Annotated in this window: 19 protein-coding genes and 1 tRNA gene; 11 read left to right on the top strand and 9 right to left on the bottom strand. The window is 53.7% G+C overall.

Annotated features, from left to right (window positions below; translation table 11 throughout):
* Positions 1 to 10 precede the first annotated feature (10 nt).
* A complete protein-coding gene (degS, locus tag AC6I8J_RS01935) occupies positions 11 to 1,072 on the top strand; it encodes an outer membrane-stress sensor serine endopeptidase DegS (protein ID WP_161731774.1) in 1,062 nt (353 codons plus the stop codon).
* A 160-nt stretch (positions 1,073 to 1,232) separates the two neighbouring features.
* Here the strand turns inward: degS and epmA are convergent, their stop codons facing one another.
* Positions 1,233 to 2,210, bottom strand: coding sequence for an elongation factor P--(R)-beta-lysine ligase (epmA, locus tag AC6I8J_RS01930; RefSeq protein WP_161731772.1), 978 nt, complete (start codon positions 2,208 to 2,210; stop codon positions 1,233 to 1,235).
* 135 nt (positions 2,211 to 2,345) lie between these two features.
* On the opposite strand from epmA, the gene AC6I8J_RS01925 reads away from it, so the two are divergent.
* Positions 2,346 to 2,870 carry a lipocalin family protein gene (locus AC6I8J_RS01925; protein ID WP_061061424.1) on the top strand — a complete coding sequence of 175 codons (525 nt, stop codon included), beginning with the start codon at positions 2,346 to 2,348 and terminating at the stop codon, positions 2,868 to 2,870.
* Between the two features lie 55 nt (positions 2,871 to 2,925).
* Here the strand turns inward: AC6I8J_RS01925 and AC6I8J_RS01920 are convergent, their stop codons facing one another.
* The 3 genes from AC6I8J_RS01920 to efp form a co-directional block, all read right to left on the bottom strand.
* Positions 2,926 to 3,060 carry an entericidin A/B family lipoprotein gene (locus tag AC6I8J_RS01920; RefSeq protein WP_003848302.1) on the bottom strand — a complete coding sequence of 45 codons (135 nt, stop codon included), beginning with the start codon at positions 3,058 to 3,060 and terminating at the stop codon, positions 2,926 to 2,928.
* Positions 3,061 to 3,162: 102 nt separating this feature from the next.
* Entirely contained in the window at positions 3,163 to 3,294 is a 132-nt protein-coding gene (locus tag AC6I8J_RS01915; protein WP_003848306.1) for an entericidin A/B family lipoprotein, read from the bottom strand.
* A 51-nt stretch (positions 3,295 to 3,345) separates the two neighbouring features.
* The gene (efp, locus tag AC6I8J_RS01910) at positions 3,346 to 3,912 is read right to left on the bottom strand and encodes an elongation factor P (RefSeq protein WP_010251979.1); all 567 of its coding nucleotides are present in this window, start codon (positions 3,910 to 3,912) and stop codon (positions 3,346 to 3,348) included.
* 43 nt (positions 3,913 to 3,955) lie between these two features.
* On the opposite strand from efp, the gene epmB reads away from it, so the two are divergent.
* Complete coding sequence (epmB, locus tag AC6I8J_RS01905) at positions 3,956 to 4,984, top strand: EF-P beta-lysylation protein EpmB (RefSeq protein ID WP_222924700.1); 1,029 nt, start codon at positions 3,956 to 3,958, stop codon at positions 4,982 to 4,984.
* A 52-nt stretch (positions 4,985 to 5,036) separates the two neighbouring features.
* Here epmB and AC6I8J_RS01900 read toward each other — a convergent pair whose 3' ends face one another.
* The 4 genes from AC6I8J_RS01900 to AC6I8J_RS01885 form a co-directional block, all read right to left on the bottom strand.
* The gene (locus tag AC6I8J_RS01900) at positions 5,037 to 5,384 is read right to left on the bottom strand and encodes a DUF4156 domain-containing protein (protein ID WP_008925394.1); all 348 of its coding nucleotides are present in this window, start codon (positions 5,382 to 5,384) and stop codon (positions 5,037 to 5,039) included.
* Positions 5,385 to 5,709: 325 nt separating this feature from the next.
* On the bottom strand, positions 5,710 to 7,359 hold the full coding sequence (gene groL / locus AC6I8J_RS01895) for a chaperonin GroEL (RefSeq protein ID WP_003848314.1): 1,650 nt from the start codon (positions 7,357 to 7,359) through the stop codon (positions 5,710 to 5,712).
* 48 nt (positions 7,360 to 7,407) lie between these two features.
* Positions 7,408 to 7,701: a co-chaperone GroES gene (locus AC6I8J_RS01890; protein ID WP_009092502.1), complete on the bottom strand. Its 294-nt coding sequence runs from the start codon at positions 7,699 to 7,701 to the stop codon at positions 7,408 to 7,410.
* 228 nt (positions 7,702 to 7,929) lie between these two features.
* Positions 7,930 to 8,391 carry an FxsA family protein gene (locus tag AC6I8J_RS01885; protein ID WP_222925504.1) on the bottom strand — a complete coding sequence of 154 codons (462 nt, stop codon included), beginning with the start codon at positions 8,389 to 8,391 and terminating at the stop codon, positions 7,930 to 7,932.
* Positions 8,392 to 8,719: 328 nt separating this feature from the next.
* Between AC6I8J_RS01885 and aspA the strand changes: the two genes are divergently transcribed.
* From aspA to AC6I8J_RS01855, 6 genes are all read left to right on the top strand, one after another.
* Positions 8,720 to 10,156: an aspartate ammonia-lyase gene (aspA, locus tag AC6I8J_RS01880; protein WP_150011885.1), complete on the top strand. Its 1,437-nt coding sequence runs from the start codon at positions 8,720 to 8,722 to the stop codon at positions 10,154 to 10,156.
* A gap of 111 nt (positions 10,157 to 10,267) precedes the next feature.
* Positions 10,268 to 11,569 carry an anaerobic C4-dicarboxylate transporter gene (locus tag AC6I8J_RS01875; protein ID WP_161731767.1) on the top strand — a complete coding sequence of 434 codons (1,302 nt, stop codon included), beginning with the start codon at positions 10,268 to 10,270 and terminating at the stop codon, positions 11,567 to 11,569.
* A gap of 64 nt (positions 11,570 to 11,633) precedes the next feature.
* A complete protein-coding gene (gene cutA / locus AC6I8J_RS01870) occupies positions 11,634 to 11,948 on the top strand; it encodes a divalent cation tolerance protein CutA (RefSeq protein ID WP_161731765.1) in 315 nt (104 codons plus the stop codon).
* Complete coding sequence (locus AC6I8J_RS01865) at positions 11,924 to 13,624, top strand: protein-disulfide reductase DsbD (RefSeq protein ID WP_222924701.1); 1,701 nt, start codon at positions 11,924 to 11,926, stop codon at positions 13,622 to 13,624. Before cutA ends, AC6I8J_RS01865 begins: the two co-directional genes overlap by 25 nt.
* 63 nt (positions 13,625 to 13,687) lie before the next feature.
* Complete coding sequence (gene dicD / locus AC6I8J_RS01860) at positions 13,688 to 14,266, top strand: division control transcriptional repressor DicD (RefSeq protein WP_161731761.1); 579 nt, start codon at positions 13,688 to 13,690, stop codon at positions 14,264 to 14,266.
* A gap of 107 nt (positions 14,267 to 14,373) precedes the next feature.
* A tRNA-Phe gene (locus AC6I8J_RS01855) sits at positions 14,374 to 14,449 on the top strand.
* A 106-nt stretch (positions 14,450 to 14,555) separates the two neighbouring features.
* On the opposite strand, the gene AC6I8J_RS01850 is transcribed toward AC6I8J_RS01855, so the two are convergent.
* The gene (locus AC6I8J_RS01850; protein WP_150011895.1) at positions 14,556 to 15,494 is read right to left on the bottom strand and encodes a LysR family transcriptional regulator; all 939 of its coding nucleotides are present in this window, start codon (positions 15,492 to 15,494) and stop codon (positions 14,556 to 14,558) included.
* A 274-nt stretch (positions 15,495 to 15,768) separates the two neighbouring features.
* Between AC6I8J_RS01850 and AC6I8J_RS01845 the strand changes: the two genes are divergently transcribed.
* Both AC6I8J_RS01845 and AC6I8J_RS01840 read left to right on the top strand, forming a co-directional pair.
* Complete coding sequence (locus AC6I8J_RS01845) at positions 15,769 to 16,257, top strand: nucleoside 2-deoxyribosyltransferase (protein WP_161731759.1); 489 nt, start codon at positions 15,769 to 15,771, stop codon at positions 16,255 to 16,257.
* Positions 16,247 to 17,122, top strand: a complete 876-nt coding sequence (locus AC6I8J_RS01840; protein ID WP_497825028.1) for a thymidylate synthase — start codon at positions 16,247 to 16,249, stop codon at positions 17,120 to 17,122. The genes AC6I8J_RS01845 and AC6I8J_RS01840 overlap by 11 nt, the downstream gene beginning before the upstream one ends.
* The last annotated feature ends 106 nt before the right edge of the window (positions 17,123 to 17,228 follow it).

Below are 17,228 nucleotides of genomic sequence, written 5' to 3'. Positions count from 1 at the left end.
ATTTAACACCATGTTTCTTAAACTTTTGCGTGCCGTGGTGCTGGGCCTGATTGTGGCGGGTATTTTGCTCGCAGCATTGCCTGCACTGCGTATGGGCAGCGACGCCCTCTATAACCACGACAATATTACCGACGAAACGCCCTTTAGCTTCAATCAGGGGGTGCGCCGCGCCGTGCCTGCCGTTGTGAACGTTTACAACCGCAGCGCCCACGGCAACAACAATCGTGGCATCACCACCCTGGGCTCAGGGGTGATCATGAATACAAAAGGCTACATCCTTACCAACAAGCATGTGATCAACAATGCCGATCAGATTATCGTGGCATTGCAGGATGGCCGCTTCTTTGAAGCGACGCTGGTGGGTTCCGATGGCATGACCGATCTGGCCGTACTGAAGATTACGGCTTCTGGCCTGCCTGTTATCCCGATTAATCCCAACCGGCAGCCGCATATCGGCGATGTGGTAATGGCAATCGGTAACCCCTATAACCTCGGTCAGACGGTAACGCAGGGCATTATCAGCGCCACAGGCCGCGTAGGCCTGAGTTCGTCAGGCCGGCAGAACTTCCTGCAGACCGATGCCTCAATCAATCAGGGTAACTCCGGCGGTGCGCTGATTAACTCACTCGGCGAGCTGATGGGCATTAACACCCTGACGTTTGATAAGAGCAATGATGGTGAAACCCCGGAAGGGATTGGCTTCGCCATTCCAACCGTCTTAGCCTCAAAAATCATGGACAAGCTGATTCGTGATGGCCGGGTGATCCGCGGCTATATCGGCATTACCGGGCGTGAGTTACCGCCGCTGCATGGACAGGGCAGCAATCTGGATCGGGTTCAGGGCATTATTGTCAGCGTGGTCACGCCAGATGGGCCAGCGGATAAAGCCGGGATTCAGGCCAACGATGTGCTGCTCAGCGTTAATGGCAAGCCGGCCATCTCCGCGCAGGAGACCATGGATCAGGTGGCAGAAATTCGTCCGGGTTCAGTAATTGATGTGCAGGTGCTGCGAAACGATCAGAAGCTGACGCTGCCGGTCACCATTCAGGAGTTTCCTGACAGCAGCAGCTGATTGGCGGGGTTTTAGACTATCAGCAATGCCTTAGCCTGACGGGCAGGGGTGGCCCATCTGAAGAGCAAAGCGTCCGAGTCAGGATGGCGAGGCCGCCCTGCAGGGATGCAGGATTCCTTTGCGGTCAGATGGGCCATCCCTGCCCTTTTCATCCGGACTTTTAGCAACGATCCACCGGAAACGCGATCACTTCACTCAATGACTCCGCTTTCAACGCCAGCATGATCAGGCGATCAATACCCAGCGCGACCCCGGAACAGGCTGGCATACCATGCGCCAGCGCATCCAGCAGATAAGTATCAATAGGATGCACAGGCAGGCCGCGCGCCGCACGGCGGCGGTTATCCTGCTCAAAGCGCTGACGCTGCTCACGGCTGTCGGTCAGTTCACGGAAACCGTTCGCCAGCTCAATGCCCTTGTAATAGACCTCGAAACGTTCAGCCACACGGTGATCTTCCGTACTGATCTCCGCCAGTGCCGCCTGGCTGGCCGGGAAGTGATAAACGAAGCAGGGTTTATCCTGACCAATCTTTGGTTCCACACCCAGCATAAACAGCAGCATCAGCAAGGTATCGCGATCCTCTTCTGCGCGCGCCAGCTCGCCTTCACCCAGCTTTTCAGCAGCTTCTCGCAACTGCGCTTTATCCGCTGACAGCGGATCCAGCTCCAGATGGCGGATAAATGCCTGCTGATAAGAGAGCGACTCGGCGCTGTCACACTCCAGCACCTGCTGCATCAGATCATCGACTTCGTTCATCAGACGGTACATATCGTAATGCGGCCGGTACCACTCCAGCATGGTAAATTCGGGGTTGTGGTGACGCCCCGCCTCTTCATTGCGGAAGCTGCGCGCCATCTGGTAGATCGGGCCACTGCCCGCCGCCAGCAGGCGTTTCATATGATATTCCGGGCTGGTCATCAGCCAGAGATCGCGACCCTGCGCTGCACCAGGCCCGACAAAACGCGTCTGGAACGGCACCAGATGGATATCGGTAATCGTTGCCTGGCTCATCGCCGGCGTATCGACTTCCAGCACGCCGCGATCGGCAAAGAAACGACGCACTTCGGCTAAAATAGCGGCGCGTTTTAACAAATTGGCGATGGGTGCGCTTGGTTGCCAGCTTGCCGTTTCGCTCATGGTGATGACTCCTGATACAAATTAGGGGGGGAAGTCTACCTGCAATGCCTGCGGCAAACAATCTCGTGCCCGTGCTGCCAAAAACAGCGTTTCGGCTTCTATACTTAAGCGGTTAAATCACAAAGGAATCCCACTATGTCTCCATGGAAAACAGTTGTTGCCAGCCTGAGTGCTTTTCTCTCTGTTGCCTGTAGCACCACGCCGCCAAAGAACGTCACGGTCGTTGATAACTTTGACAGCCAGCGCTACCTCGGTCAGTGGTATGAGATTGCCCGCCTTAACCACCCCTTTGAGCGTGGCCTTGAGCAGGTGACGGCAAACTACAGCCCGCGTGAAGATGGCGGTCTGAAAGTGATCAATCGTGGCTATAACGTCAAAAAGCAGCGCTGGCAGGAGAGCGTCGGTAAAGCCTACTTCACTGGTGAACCCCAGCGTGCGTCACTGAAAGTCTCTTTCTTTGGCCCCTTCTACGGCGGCTATAACGTTATCGCACTGGATCCCGACTATCGCTATGCGCTGGTGTGCGGCCCGAATCGCCACTATCTCTGGATACTGTCACGGACACCCCAACTGGAGCCGGGCGTGAAAGAGAAACTGGTTGAACAGGCGCGTCGGGATGGTTTCCCGGTCGAAGAGTTAATCTGGGTAAAACAGAAATAGTGCAGAATATGACAAGCCGGTACGAAAAGTCTTTCGTACCGGTTGGAATAACAGGTTACTTCGTGCTGTTCTGAATCGCCTGGCCACCCGCTTCAACATCTTCACCGACGCCACGCGTGGTATTACACGCCGTCAGCAGAGAAGAGAGCACCAGTACAGAGAAGATTGCGGCAATACTTTTCTTTAACATAACAATGTCCTTTTTGATGGATGTAAAGTACAGCGCTTTAAGCATAGCCGGATTTCAGGCAGTTGCTGCTAGCGGGACTCTAAAAAGGACAATCAGTTAAGGTCATTTTGCCGCACGCGAAATGGCACCGCCTAAGTGGGAGACATCTTCGCCAAAACCGTGGAATGTGTTGCAGGCGCTAAGCGCAGAAGAGACCAGCAACGCGAATGCGATTAATTTTGCCAGCTTGATCATTTTTTTCTCTCAGACAAGAAAAAGGCGCATCAGAAGATGCGCCTGCGAATCTTATTTTACGCGTGACACGTATTCGCCAGAGCGGGTGTCAACTTTGACCACTTCGCCTTCCTGAACGAACAATGGCACTTTCACCACGGCGCCGGTAGACAGCTTGGCTGGCTTGCCGCCAGTACCCGCCGTATCACCTTTCAGGCCTGGATCGGTTTCGATAACTTCGGCTTCGATAAAGTTCGGCGGCTGAACGGCAATTGGACGACCGTTCCACAGCGTAACGATACATTCAGCGTTATCCTGCAGCCATTTTGCTGCATCGCTTACCGTCTTCTCTTCAACCTGGAACTGCTCAAAGCTTTCCGGGTGCATGAAGTGGTAGAACTCACCGTCGTTGTACAGGTAGTTCAGGTTGGTATCTACTACATCTGCGCCTTCGGCGGAGTCGGTAGATTTAAAAGTTTTCTCAACGCGAGAACCCGTCAGCAGGCGACGCATTTTAACGCGTGCGAATGCCTGACCTTTACCCGGTTTAACGAACTCACTGGATTCGATGGCATACGGCTCGCCTTCGAACATGATTTTAAGACCGGGACGGAAATCGTTGCTAGAATAAGTCGCCATGAAGGCCCTCTACGAAAATTGACACTGGTACTAAGCCAAAAAAATGGCACACATTGTAACCCTAAAAACACCTTCCAGAGAAGATTGGTTGCAGCAACTTGCGGATGTTGTCACTGAACCTGATGAATTACTGCGGATTTTAGCCCTTGATCAGCACACTGAGCTGGCTGAGGGCGCGGATGCGCGGCGTCTTTTCGCCCTGCGTGTTCCGCATGCGTTCATCCGCCGGATGAAAAAAGGCGATGCGCACGACCCGCTGCTGCTTCAGGTGCTGACCCGCCGCCAGGAATTCATCGATGCGCCAGGTTATAGCACCGATCCGCTCGATGAACAAAGCAACGTTGTACCTGGATTGCTGCATAAATACCGAAACCGGGCATTATTACTGGTAAAAGGCGGCTGCGCCGTCAACTGTCGCTACTGCTTCCGTCGTCATTTTCCCTATCAGGACAATCCCGGCAACAAGCGTAGCTGGCAGGCTGCGCTGGACTATATCGCCGATCATCCTGAGCTGGATGAGATCATTTTTTCCGGCGGCGATCCGTTGATGGCGAAAGATCATGAGCTTGCCTGGCTGCTCGCGGCGCTGGAACCGATCCCGCACGTGAAGCGTCTGCGCATCCACAGTCGTTTACCGGTAGTGATACCGGCGCGCATCACCGATCAGCTCTGTCAGATGCTCAGCGAAACCCGCCTGCAGGTGCTGATGGTGACGCACATCAACCATGCGCAGGAGATTGATGATGAGCTGCGTGAGGCGATGAGCAGCCTGAAGCGTGCCGGTGTCACCCTGTTGAATCAGAGTGTACTGTTGCGTGGCGTCAATGATAATGCCCGGACGCTGGCCACGCTGAGCAATGCGCTGTTTGATACGGGTATCCTGCCTTATTATCTGCACGTACTGGATAAGGTACAGGGTGCCGCGCACTTCTTTGTGTCTGATGAGGAAGCCCGTCAGTTGGTGCGTGCGCTGCTGTCACAGGTCTCGGGTTATCTGGTGCCAAAGCTGGCGCGAGAAATTGGTGGGGAGCCAAGTAAAACACCGCTGGATTTACAGTTACGTCAGGAATAAAAACGGCCAGCGAAAAGCTGGCCGATTCAACAAAGCAGGCGCCCGAGTCACATTATGGGCACTTATATACCTGGCCGGTCATTTTGCTGTCGAGTGGCGCGAACGCGGACAACAGATTCTGCGTCGGGCTGGTTGCACCGTAAATGACGTTGCCGCCCATCTCCGCTGCGCGATTGCGCAGGTCATTGGCTGCACCACGCAGCGCGCTGGTTTCGCCGCCAGCCCCGCTCAGCCAGTTGCTCTGTGAGCCGGTGATATTGCCCAGAAGCTGGCAGTTATTGCCAGGCTGCTGATCGGTAAACGTCACGCGCTGTCCTGCTGAAGAGAGTTGCGTAGAGCTGCTGCAGCCCGCCAGCAATAACGCGCCAGCCGTCAGTCCGAGCAAGAGGTTAATCCGCATTGTAATCCCCATTTATTATCATCAGAGTCGGGTGGCAGCGTAGCAGAAAAAGATCGCTTTTTTCTGAACATTCATTGCCTTAATCCCGTTATATCACCTCAATATTTCATACTGTGTTCAGGCTGACAGCTTTGCGCTTTCCGATGAGCTTACGGCCGTAAGTCAATCTGGCAGGGCGGTAACAGTCAGCGAGCAGACAGCGGGAGATATCAAGAGGAAAGACGAACGATTGCGCCACTACTTATACTATTTTCCTGCCCAAAAGAAAAACCCCCGACCGTTTCCGATCGGGGGTTTCTGTGATGACTTAAGCAGTCAACGGCAATTACATCATGCCGCCCATACCGCCCATGCCACCCATACCGCCAGCGCCGCCGCCTAAATCAGGTGCGTCGCCTTTTGGCAGGTCAGTGACCATACATTCGGTGGTGATCATCAGACCCGCAACAGAGGCCGCGTACTGCAGAGCAGAACGGGTCACTTTGGTTGGGTCCAGGATACCGAAGTCGATCATGTTGCCGTACTCTTCAGTCTGCGCATTGTAACCGTAGTTACCGTCGCCCGCTTTCACGTTGTTAGCAACAACGGATGGCTCTTCACCGGCGTTAGAGACGATCTGACGCAGTGGAGATTCCATTGCGCGCAGCGCAACTTTGATACCGACGTTCTGATCTTCGTTCTGACCACGCAGATCGGCCAGCTGTGCGGCAACGCGAACCAGCGCCACACCACCACCAGCAACCACGCCTTCTTCGACAGCAGCACGGGTTGCGTGCAGCGCATCTTCAACGCGGGCTTTCTTCTCTTTCATTTCAACTTCAGTGGCTGCGCCAACTTTCAGAACGGCTACGCCGCCTGCCAGTTTCGCTACGCGCTCCTGCAGTTTTTCTTTGTCGTAGTCAGAGGTTGCTTCTTCAATCTGCTGACGAATCTGGGTGACACGGCCCTGGATTGTCGCCTCTTCACCCACACCGTCGATGATGGTGGTGGTGTCTTTGTTGATCACAACGCGTTTAGCCTGACCCAGATCTTCCAGCGCCGCTTTTTCCAGCTCCATACCGATCTCTTCAGAGATCACGGTACCACCGGTCAGGATAGCGATATCCTGCAGCATAGCTTTACGACGGTCGCCGAAGCCTGGTGCTTTAACCGCGGCCACTTTCACGATGCCGCGCATGGTGTTAACCACCAGTGTTGCCAGCGCTTCGCCTTCAACATCTTCCGCGATGATCAGCAGTGGTTTGCCCGCTTTCGCAACGGCTTCCAGCACTGGCAGCATTTCACGGATGTTAGAAATTTTCTTGTCAGCCAGCAGGATGAACGGCGATTCCAGTTCAATCGCACCAGTTTCTGGCTTGTTGATGAAGTAAGGAGACAGGTAGCCACGATCAAACTGCATACCTTCAACCACATCCAGCTCGTCCTGCAGGCCGGTGCCTTCTTCAACGGTGATCACGCCTTCTTTACCGACTTTTTCCATCGCCTGAGCAATCAGCTGGCCTACGGTTTCATCGGAGTTAGCAGAGATAGTACCAACCTGCGCAATTGCTTTAGAGTCTGAGCAAGGTACAGACAGCGCTTTCAGTTTCTCAACCGCAGCGATAACTGCCTGGTCGATACCGCGCTTCAGGTCCATCGGGTTCATACCCGCTGCGACCGCTTTCAGGCCTTCAGTGATGATTGACTGTGCCAGTACGGTTGCCGTGGTGGTACCGTCGCCCGCAGCGTCGTTCGCTTTAGAGGCCACTTCTTTCACCATCTGCGCGCCCATGTTCTCGAACTTGTCTTCCAGCTCGATTTCACGTGCGACAGAAACACCATCTTTAGTGATGGTCGGTGCACCAAAAGATTTATCCAGAACCACGTTACGGCCTTTAGGGCCCAGGGTAACTTTTACTGCATCTGCCAGTACGTTCACGCCACGCAGCATTTTTACGCGAGCGTCATTACCGAATTTTACGTCTTTAGCTGCCATTTCAATTGTCCCTTAAATTCGTTTCGTTCAGTGAGTTACGCGAAAAAATTACGCTTCAACAATCGCCAGAATGTCGCTTTCAGAGATGATCAGCACTTCTTCGTTGTCGATCTTTTCGGTTTTAGCACCGTAACCTTCATTGAAGATCACGACGTCACCAACCTTCACGTCCAGCGGCTTAACGTCGCCACTCTCAAGGATGCGGCCATTGCCGACAGCCAGAACTTCACCACGGGTGGATTTACCGGCTGCAGAACCGGTCAGCACGATGCCGCCAGCTGATTTAGCTTCAACTTCTTTACGTTTGACGATGACGCGATCGTGCAATGGACGAATTTTCATTTGATAGCTCTCCTTTGAGAAGTCCAATCATTCAGTTTTGGGGTTGAACACCGGGCTGCATGGCTTCCGGCCTCGTGACCAGAGAGATAGGGCCGCTGCCATCCACTTTCAAGGGGACGGACAATAAATTTTTTACCCGCGAGTAATAAGTGATGGCTTTTTGAACAGAGGATGAGGCAAATAAAAAACGCAACCCGAAGGTTGCGCTTTCAGAAGCTGGGGCTGCAGTTAACGATCCTTGTGATCGTCATGATGCTCAAGGCGATTGCTGTCTTTACGCTCGAACTCGCCATCCATAGTGTAGCCGCTGTCAGGCCCGGCTCCCGGCCCGCGCCAGACGCGCAGATGAGGCATCAGTTTCAGCGTCAGATGCTTCTGCACCGGTGGCAGCAGCAACAGCAGGCCCAGCAAGTCAGTAAAGAAACCAGGCAACAGCAGCAGGAAGCCCGCGATGATCAGTGATACGCTTTTGATCATCTCATTGGCCGGGCTTTCGTTACGCGCCAGCTTCTCCTGCATCAGCATGAAGTTCTTCATGCCCTGATTTTTAACCAGCGAGACGCCGATGCACGAGGTAAAGACCACCAGCAGCATGGTCAGCAGCACGCCCATGACGTGTGCAACCTGAATGAAGAGTGAAATCTCGATCCAGGCCAGAATAAAAAAGACTAATAACGGTATCCAGCGCACCGTACTCTCCTGTAAGTAGGGGCTGAACGGCAGCGTGCCGGTCAGCAGAAAGCGTTCATCCTGAGGATGATAAGAAAAGAGATGGGCACCTGCGCCGCCATTTTCAACCGATCCTGTCAAATTTATCCTGCAGGGTTAATTTTGTAACCAACTTCACATATCGTTAACCAGACGGCAGCATTAAGTGATCTGCATGCGTGCTTTTCTTATGCATCAGAATATGATCGCACATGCCACTGTGAAGACGGATAATATGTCGGCACGGGCACACCACAACAAAATAAACACATCCTTTGTGATGGTTAGCGGCAACAACAAGAAGGTTATCATGGCGAACAACATTCGTATCGAAGAAGACCTGTTAGGTATGCGCGAAGTTCCGGCGGATGCCTATTATGGCGTTCATACTCTGCGTGCGATTGAAAATTTTTATATCAGCAACAGCAAAATCAGCGACATACCTGAATTTGTCCGCGGTATGGTTATGGTAAAAAAAGCGGCGGCGATGGCCAATAAAGAGCTGCAGACCATTCCGCGTAATATTGCCGATACCATCATTAAGGCCTGCGACGAAGTGCTGAACAACGGCCGCTGTATGGACCAGTTCCCCGTGGATGTTTATCAGGGCGGTGCCGGGACCTCGGTCAACATGAACACCAATGAGGTGCTGGCAAACATCGGCCTGGAGCTGATGGGCCATCAGAAAGGGGAATATCAGTATCTTAACCCTAACGATCATGTGAACAAGTGCCAGTCCACTAACGACGCCTACCCGACCGGTTTTCGTATCGCAGTTTACAGCTCGCTGCTGAAGCTGCTTGATGGCATCAGCCAGCTGGCCGAAGGCTTCCAGCGCAAAGCCGATGAATTCCAGACCATCCTGAAAATGGGCCGCACCCAGTTGCAGGATGCCGTGCCGATGACCCTCGGCCAGGAGTTTCACGCCTTCAGCGTGCTGCTGAATGAAGAGACTAAAAGCATTCTGCGCACCGCTGAACTGCTGCTGGAAGTGAACCTGGGCGCGACCGCCATCGGCACCCGCCTCAATACACCGGAAGGCTACCAGCATCTTGCGGTTCAGCGTCTGGCGGAGGTCAGCAACCTGCCGGTGGTGCCGGCGGAAGATTTGATTGAAGCGACCTCTGACTGCGGTGCTTATGTGATGGTCCATTCATCGCTGAAACGTCTGGCGGTGAAGCTTTCTAAAATCTGTAACGACCTGCGCCTGCTCTCCTCCGGTCCCCGCGCTGGCCTGAACGAAATTAACCTGCCAGAGCTGCAGGCGGGTTCCTCTATCATGCCGGCCAAGGTCAATCCGGTCGTGCCAGAGGTCGTTAACCAGGTCTGCTTCAAAGTGATTGGCAACGACATTACCGTGACGATGGCCTCTGAAGCGGGACAGTTGCAGCTCAACGTGATGGAGCCGGTAATTGGCCAGGCGCTGTTTGAGTCAATCAGCATCCTGACGAATGCCTGCTACAACCTGCTGGAGAAGTGCGTTAACGGCATCACCGCCAACCGCGCGGTGTGCGAAGCCTACGTCTTCAACTCGATTGGTATCGTCACTTACCTTAACCCGTACATCGGCCACCACAACGGCGACATCGTTGGCAAAATTTGCGCAGAGACCGGTAAAAGCGTGCGTGAGGTGGTGCTGGAGCGCGGCCTGCTGACGGAAAGTGAGCTGGACGATATCTTCTCGGTGCAGAACCTGATGTACCCGGTTTATAAAGCGAAACGTTATACCGATGAAAATGAACAGTAAGGCTTAATCGACGCTGGTTAACCAAAGGCACACCGCGATCAACACGGTGTGCCTTTTTTTTTGTTACACAGCACACCCAGGTTTTACCGGTTTACTTTTCAGGAGTGATTCATGTTTGTGGTTGAGCTGCTTATCGTCTTAATGGCGATCTGGTTGGGTGCCCGTCTTGGCGGCATTGGTATCGGGTTCGCCGGCGGCATGGGCGTGCTGGTGCTGACGCTGGGATTTGGCATGGTGCCCGGTGCTATCCCGTTCGATGTGATTGAAATCATTATGGCGGTGATCGCCGCAATAGCCGCCATGCAGGTAGCGGGCGGCATGGATTATCTGGTGAGCCTGGCGGAACGCCTGCTGCGCCGTCATCCGCGCCACGTCACGCTGCTGGCCCCGCTGGTGACCTACCTGATGACGCTGCTGGCCGGAACCGGGCACACCGCGTTCTCAACGCTGCCGGTGATTGCCGAAGTCGCGAAAGAGCAAGGCGTTCGCCCTTCCCGACCGCTGTCGATTGCGGTGGTGGCTTCGCAGATTGCGATTACCGCGTCACCGATTTCCGCTGCGGTGGTCTTCTTCGCCACGCTGCTTGAACCGCATGGCGTCAGCTATATCACGCTGCTGGCGATTGCCATCCCCTCAACCATGGTGGGTCTCTTCCTGGCGGCACTGGTGACGAACTTCCTGGGCAAAGAGCTGAAAGATGATGAGGTCTATCAGGCGCGTCTCGCCAAAGGCGAAGTCACGCTGCGCGGTACCAGCGTCTTCCAGGCAAAACCGGGCGCGAAAAAATCGGTGCTGCTATTTCTGATTGGTATTGTGGCCGTGGTGCTCTATGCCACCGCGACCAGCGCCAGTGTCGGGCTGATCGTCAATCCGCCGCTGCCACGCAACGAAGCGATTGTAGTGTTTATGCTGACCATCGCCACACTGATTAGCCTGACCTGCAAGCTCGACACCAGCGAGATCCTCGGCGCCAGTACCTTTAAATCCGGCATGAGCGCCTGTATCTGCGTGATGGGCGTCGCCTGGCTGGGCGATACCTTTGTCAAAGCGCATCTGGCAGATATTCAGATGCTGGCGGGCGACACACTGAAAACCTATCCGTGGATGCTGGCGCTGGTGCTGTTCTTCGCCTCGATGCTGCTCTACTCACAAGCCGCCACCACCAAAGCATTGATGCCCGCCGCGCTGCTGCTGGGCGTGACGCCGCTGACGGCCATCGCTTCCTTCGCGGCGGTGTCCGCGCTGTTTGTGCTGCCGACCTACCCGACCCTGCTGGCCGCCGTGGAGATGGATGACACCGGCTCAACCCGGATTGGCAAGTTTGTCTTTAACCACGCCTTTATCATTCCCGGGGTAATCGCCATTGCGTTGTCGGTACTCTCTGGCTTCGTCTTTGGCGGATTGCTGCTATAGCGCACTCCTCGTGTTACGGATGGAGCGTGCTATCATCGGCGCTCTTTTCAACAGGAGTCACAGGATGAACGCTGTCGTGATCCTCTGCACTGCGCCCGATCAGGCCACGGCAGAGCACCTTGCTGGCTTAGCGCTGGAAGCCCGACTGGCGGCCTGCGTCACCATGCTGGCGGGCGCCACCTCATGGTATCTCTGGCAGGGCAAAATGGCGCAGAGCAGCGAAATTCAGATGCTGCTGAAGTGCGACAGCGATCATCAGCAGGCACTGTGTGATCTGCTTAAAGAGGCCCACCCTTACGACGTACCCGAATTGCTGGCGCTGCCGGTTCAACATGGAGACAGTGAATACTTGTCATGGCTGCACGCATCTCTCGCTTAATTACGCTTCTGCTGACGCTGTTTATCTGCCTGCAGACGCACGCATCGCTTTTTTCAAACCCGGCGACCAGCCGTTTTGTGCCGGTCGATCAGGCGTTTACGTTTGACTTCGATCAGCAGGGCGCGCAGCTCAACCTGCACTGGAAAGTGAAATCGGGTTACTACCTCTATCGCCAGCAGATCCACATCACGCCGCAGAACGCGACGATGACGCCGCTGACGCTGCCCGCCGGTCAGCCGCATGAGGATGAGTTCTTTGGCAAAAGTGAGATCTATCCGCAGGACCTGACGCTGCCGGTGACGCTGCAACAGGCAGGCCCTGATGCCACGCTCAGCGTCACTTATCAGGGCTGTGCCGCCGCTGGATTCTGTTATCCGCCGGAGACGCGCAGCGTGCCGGTAAGTGAGATTGCAGCCAGCAGCGCGCCAGCACCGGTCAGTGCTCAGCCCGCGCCCGCCAGTCCGCTACCCTTTTCTCCGCTCTGGGCGTTATTAATCGGCATCGGCGTGGCGTTTACCCCCTGCGTACTGCCGATGTATCCACTGATCTCCGGCATCATCCTTGGCGGACAGCGCCACTATTCGCTGGGCCGGCTGTTCGCGCTGGCGATGGTCTATGTGCAGGGGATGGCGCTGACTTATACGCTATTGGGACTGGTGGTTGCGGCAGCGGGTCTGCGTTTTCAGGCCGCATTACAGCATCCTTACGTTCTTTTCTCGCTCTCACTGCTGTTTATCGTGCTGGCGCTGTCGATGTTCGGCCTGTTTACGCTGCAACTGCCCGCCAGCCTGCAAACCCGTCTGACCCTGTGGAGCAATCGTCAGCAGGGTGGCTCGCTGCCCGGCGTCTTCCTGATGGGGGCACTGGCGGGTTTGATCTGCTCGCCCTGCACCACGGCCCCGCTCAGCGCCATTCTGCTTTACATCGCGCAGAGCGGAAATCCGTGGGCCGGTGCCGGAACGCTGTGGCTCTATGCGGTGGGAATGGGATTACCGCTGATCGCCGTGACCCTGTTTGGTAACCGGTTGCTGCCGAAAAGCGGCCCGTGGATGCAAACCGTTAAAGAGGGCTTTGGTTTTGTCATCCTGGCGCTGCCGGTGTTCCTGCTGGAACGGGTGCTGGGCGACGCGTGGGGAGTGCGGCTCTGGAGCCTGCTCGGCGTGGCGTTCTTCGGCTGGGCGTTCAGCGTCAGCCTGCGCGCCAGCAGCGGTAAGTGGCGCGTCGTGCAGATTATCATGCTGGCCGCTGCGCTGATCAGTGCACGCCCGTTGCAGGACTGGGCCTTTGGTGGCCCGGCGGCGCAGCAGGCTGTGGCACCGCTGCCGTTTCATACCATCCAGACACCGCAGCAGCTCGATAGCGCGCTGCAGCAGGCCCGCGGCCGCATCACCATGGTCGATCTCTACGCTGACTGGTGCGTCGCCTGCAAAGAGTTTGAAAAATATACCTTTAGTGACAGCGCCGTGCGCGATAGCCTGAGTCAGGTACAGCTGCTCCAGGCCAACGTCACCGCCAACAACGCCAGCGACAACGCGCTGTTGCAGCATCTTCAGGTGCTTGGTTTACCGACGATTTTGTTCTTCGATGCGCAGGGCCGTGAAATCCCCGACTCGCGCCTCACCGGATTTCTCAATGCCGCCGACTTCAGAGCGCATTTGCAGAAACTTACCCCGTAAACAACACTGGAGTCAGGTCATTGCCCGGTGAATGACCGGGCCTGCATACCAGAGGAGAGTCACTTGCAGCGTGAACAGATACTCGAGCATGCATTGAATGTGCTTGAACAGAACGGCCTCGCCGCCACCCTCTCATTGGAAACCCTGGCGGGACAGACTGAATTAACCCTTGAGCAGCTTCAGCTGTTCTGGCCCGATCGTGACGCTCTGCTCTATGATGCGCTGCGCTATCATGGCCAGCAGATCGAAACCTGGCGACGCCAGATCCTGCTGGATGCGTCGCTGTCACCGGATCAGAAACTGATGGCACGCTACGAAGTCCTGAGTGAGCAGGTCAGTAAAGGACGCTTTCCGGGCTGCCTGTTTATCGCCGCCTGCAGCTTCTACCCGCAGCCCGATCAGCCCATCCATCAACTGGCCGAACAGCAGAAACGCGGCTCATGGCAGTTCACCCACGACATTCTGGTTGAGCAGGCGCTGGACAACCCCAGCATGGTGGCCGATCAGATGGAGCTGATTCTTGAAGGCTGCCTGAGCAGGCTGCTGGTGAAACGCAATGTGCAGGATGTCGCCACAGCCCAGCGTCTGGCCGAGGATGTCTACAGCATCGCGCTGTGCCGCAAAAATGGCGCGCTGGCCTGATGTTTTGCCCGTTTTGACTGAAAATCAGGCAATCAGTCACGTTTCCAGGGGTTTTTTAGTGAAAGCCGTTGACGACCCGCGGCCTTTACGGTTTAATGCGCCCCGTTGCCCGAATAGCTCAGTCGGTAGAGCAGGGGATTGAAAATCCCCGTGTCCCTGGTTCGATTCCGGGTTCGGGCACCAAAATTTAAAGAACCCGCCTCTGGCGGGTTTTTGCGTTCTGGAGCGAACCCGTTATCGAAGGTTCAATAGACTCGCCACATCCAGTGGCTCGCCCATCTCCTTCAATTCACGCTTCGTCAGGCCCACTCAGCGTCTGACTGCCGATGTTCGTAAAATAGTTCCCCTGAACCAGTTCGCTGCTGACAAAATCCACAAATGCTCTGACCTTCGAGGATAAATGGCGGTTAGAAGGCCAGATTAGCGACATCGATCCTAATGGCAGCATGTATTCAGTCAGCAAAGGGACGAGTAATTCTTTTTCAAATGCTTCTTCAGCAACATAGACCGGCAGATGAGCTACGCCTGATCCATCAATGGCTGCCCGCAACCCAGCGTGAGTATTGTTGAATATAAGATCCCTGGGAAGGTCCAGGTTTTCAAAATCGGCAGAGAAAGCCCAACTGGCGATTCGACCACTTGAGGGATATTTGAAATGTATGCAGCGATGGTGGACCAGATCAGCAGGGTTCAAAGGGACGCCATGCGTTTTTAGATACTCTCTGCTGGCACAGACGACAAAATACTGCTCTCCCAGCTTTCTGCTCACAAGGCGGTTATCTGCCAGCTCACCACTTCTCACCGCGACATCTATTCCTTCCGCAATCAGATCCACCACGCGATCTTCAAAATCGATATCAAGCTGTATATCAGGGTACTTTTCAATAAAACGTGGAAGTATGGGCATCAAAAGGGAATGCCCGAAAATTTGCGGCACGCTGATATGTAATCTGCCGCAGGGCGTGATGCGCGTTTCGGCAATCAGAGCTCTGGCATCGCGAATCTCATTCAGGATGAACTTACACCGTTCATAGAAGACATTCCCTTCTTCAGTCAGACCGATGCTGCGCGTTGTCCGATGAAAAAGCCTTACCCCGAGTTCGTCTTCAAGTTTCGCCACGCTCTTTGCAATCGCTGAAGAAGAGATGCCTGACACCCTTGCCGCTGCAACATAGCTGCCCAGTTCAGCCGTATAAACAAACGCCCTGAGACCTCGCAGACTCTCCATCCCCCCCCCTCCAATTGTGGAATTTTTTTCCTTAGTGTAAGTACCTTTACTTATATTTACAATGATGTCACTGCATTTTAGTCTTGATGAAAATGAATTGTTAAATTACCTGAAAGGCACTGTTGCTTGTCAAATTTTCAAAATAGTAAGAGTACCTCCCCGGCTTTATTAATTCCGTTAATAAACCGGATGAAATTCTTTTTATAAGCTTCAAAAAACTGAAAGCTTGACTGTTATTTTTTGGTCAAAGGAAACCCTTATATGGAGAAGCATCGTGAGTGAATTAGTACATACCCTTTCGCCTGAAACTGTTATTGACAATGGATTGGTTATCTATTTTGCTGGTTCAATCAGAGCCGGACGGGATGATGTTCCTGTTTACGCGAAACTGATTAATAAGCTCAAGGGCTACGGTAAAGTTATTACCGAACACGTGGGTGATTACAGTTTATCTGATGGTGGTCAGTCTTTCCTGGGTGACAAATTTATTCATGACCGTGATTTGCACTGGCTGCGCCATTCCCAGGTAGTTGTCGCTGAAGTCACAACTCCAAGTCTGGGAGTAGGTTATGAAATTGCGACAGCAATCAGCTGGCGTATTCCTGTTATCACGCTCTACAGAAAAAATGAAAAAAACGTTTCAGCCATGATATCTGGCAGTGATGGATGTCGCCATTATGATTATCAGCAGGTTGAAGATGCCTTTCAGATTATCGAAAGTGAAATGGCGAAGTTAGGTTATGAGGTCGCCCATGAATCGTAATATTACGCATGCGCTGGTTAATACCGTAAATAACATCATGATGAATGGTAACGATGTTGGCTCACGCGATCAGGAGCAACGGGAAGTTCTCTCTACATTAACCAAAATCAGCCATCCCACAGAGCGATTCCTGGTATTACCCCACAGAAATAATAACGTCTTTGCGCAGGTTGCAGAAACGATGTGGGTACTCGCTGGACGGGATGATCTGCACTTCCTTAAACATTATCTTCCTCGCGCAGAAGACTATTCCGATGACTCACTGACCTGGCGAGCAGCCTACGGACCCCGGTTACGCAAATGGAAAGGGAAAGTAGACCAGTTGCAGGGAGTAGTGAATCGCCTTAGAGAAGATCCGCTGACAAAACGTGCAGTAATGAATATCTTTGATCCTGAAACGGATTATCAGGAAACAAAAGATGTTCCCTGTAATAACTGGCTGCACTTCATCCAGCGAGGCGGTTATCTTGATTTACATGTTACCGTCCGCGCGAATGATGCCATCTGGGGATTCAGCGGCATTAATTTTTTTGAGTGGAGCGTTTTACACGAGATTATTGCTAATACGCTTGGGTGGAAAGTCGGAAAGTTATCCTGGTATGTAGGCACATTCCATATCTATAACCGTCATTACTCGACTGCAGAGAAAATCAGCAGCATGAAGAACCCGGTAAGCATGTACGAATGCCAGGTTAACCCGACCAAAATAACCACGTGTGCAGAAAATATTGATGAAGTGTTGGCAATGGTTTTTCAGGCTGAAGAGGCTTCACGAAACGGCAACTTTAAAAATTCGTCTGAGATCGAGAAGAATATAGCCGATCCTTTTTTTCAGAAAGGCCGCGACCTTGTTGAAAATTTATAATGCGCTGCAGCTAAATGTCGATCGGGACATTATCAATAATTACCTCAAAGAGCTGGGCAATAGTGATTTCCACATTGCCGCACTTGAATATCTTAGCAGGAAATGG

The sequence above is a fragment of the Pantoea sp. X-Soil-ISGK-355 genome (genome assembly GCF_059730805.1).
The sequence above is the reverse complement of the archived record's forward strand: the minus strand, read 5'-3'. Positions and strand labels throughout refer to the sequence as shown.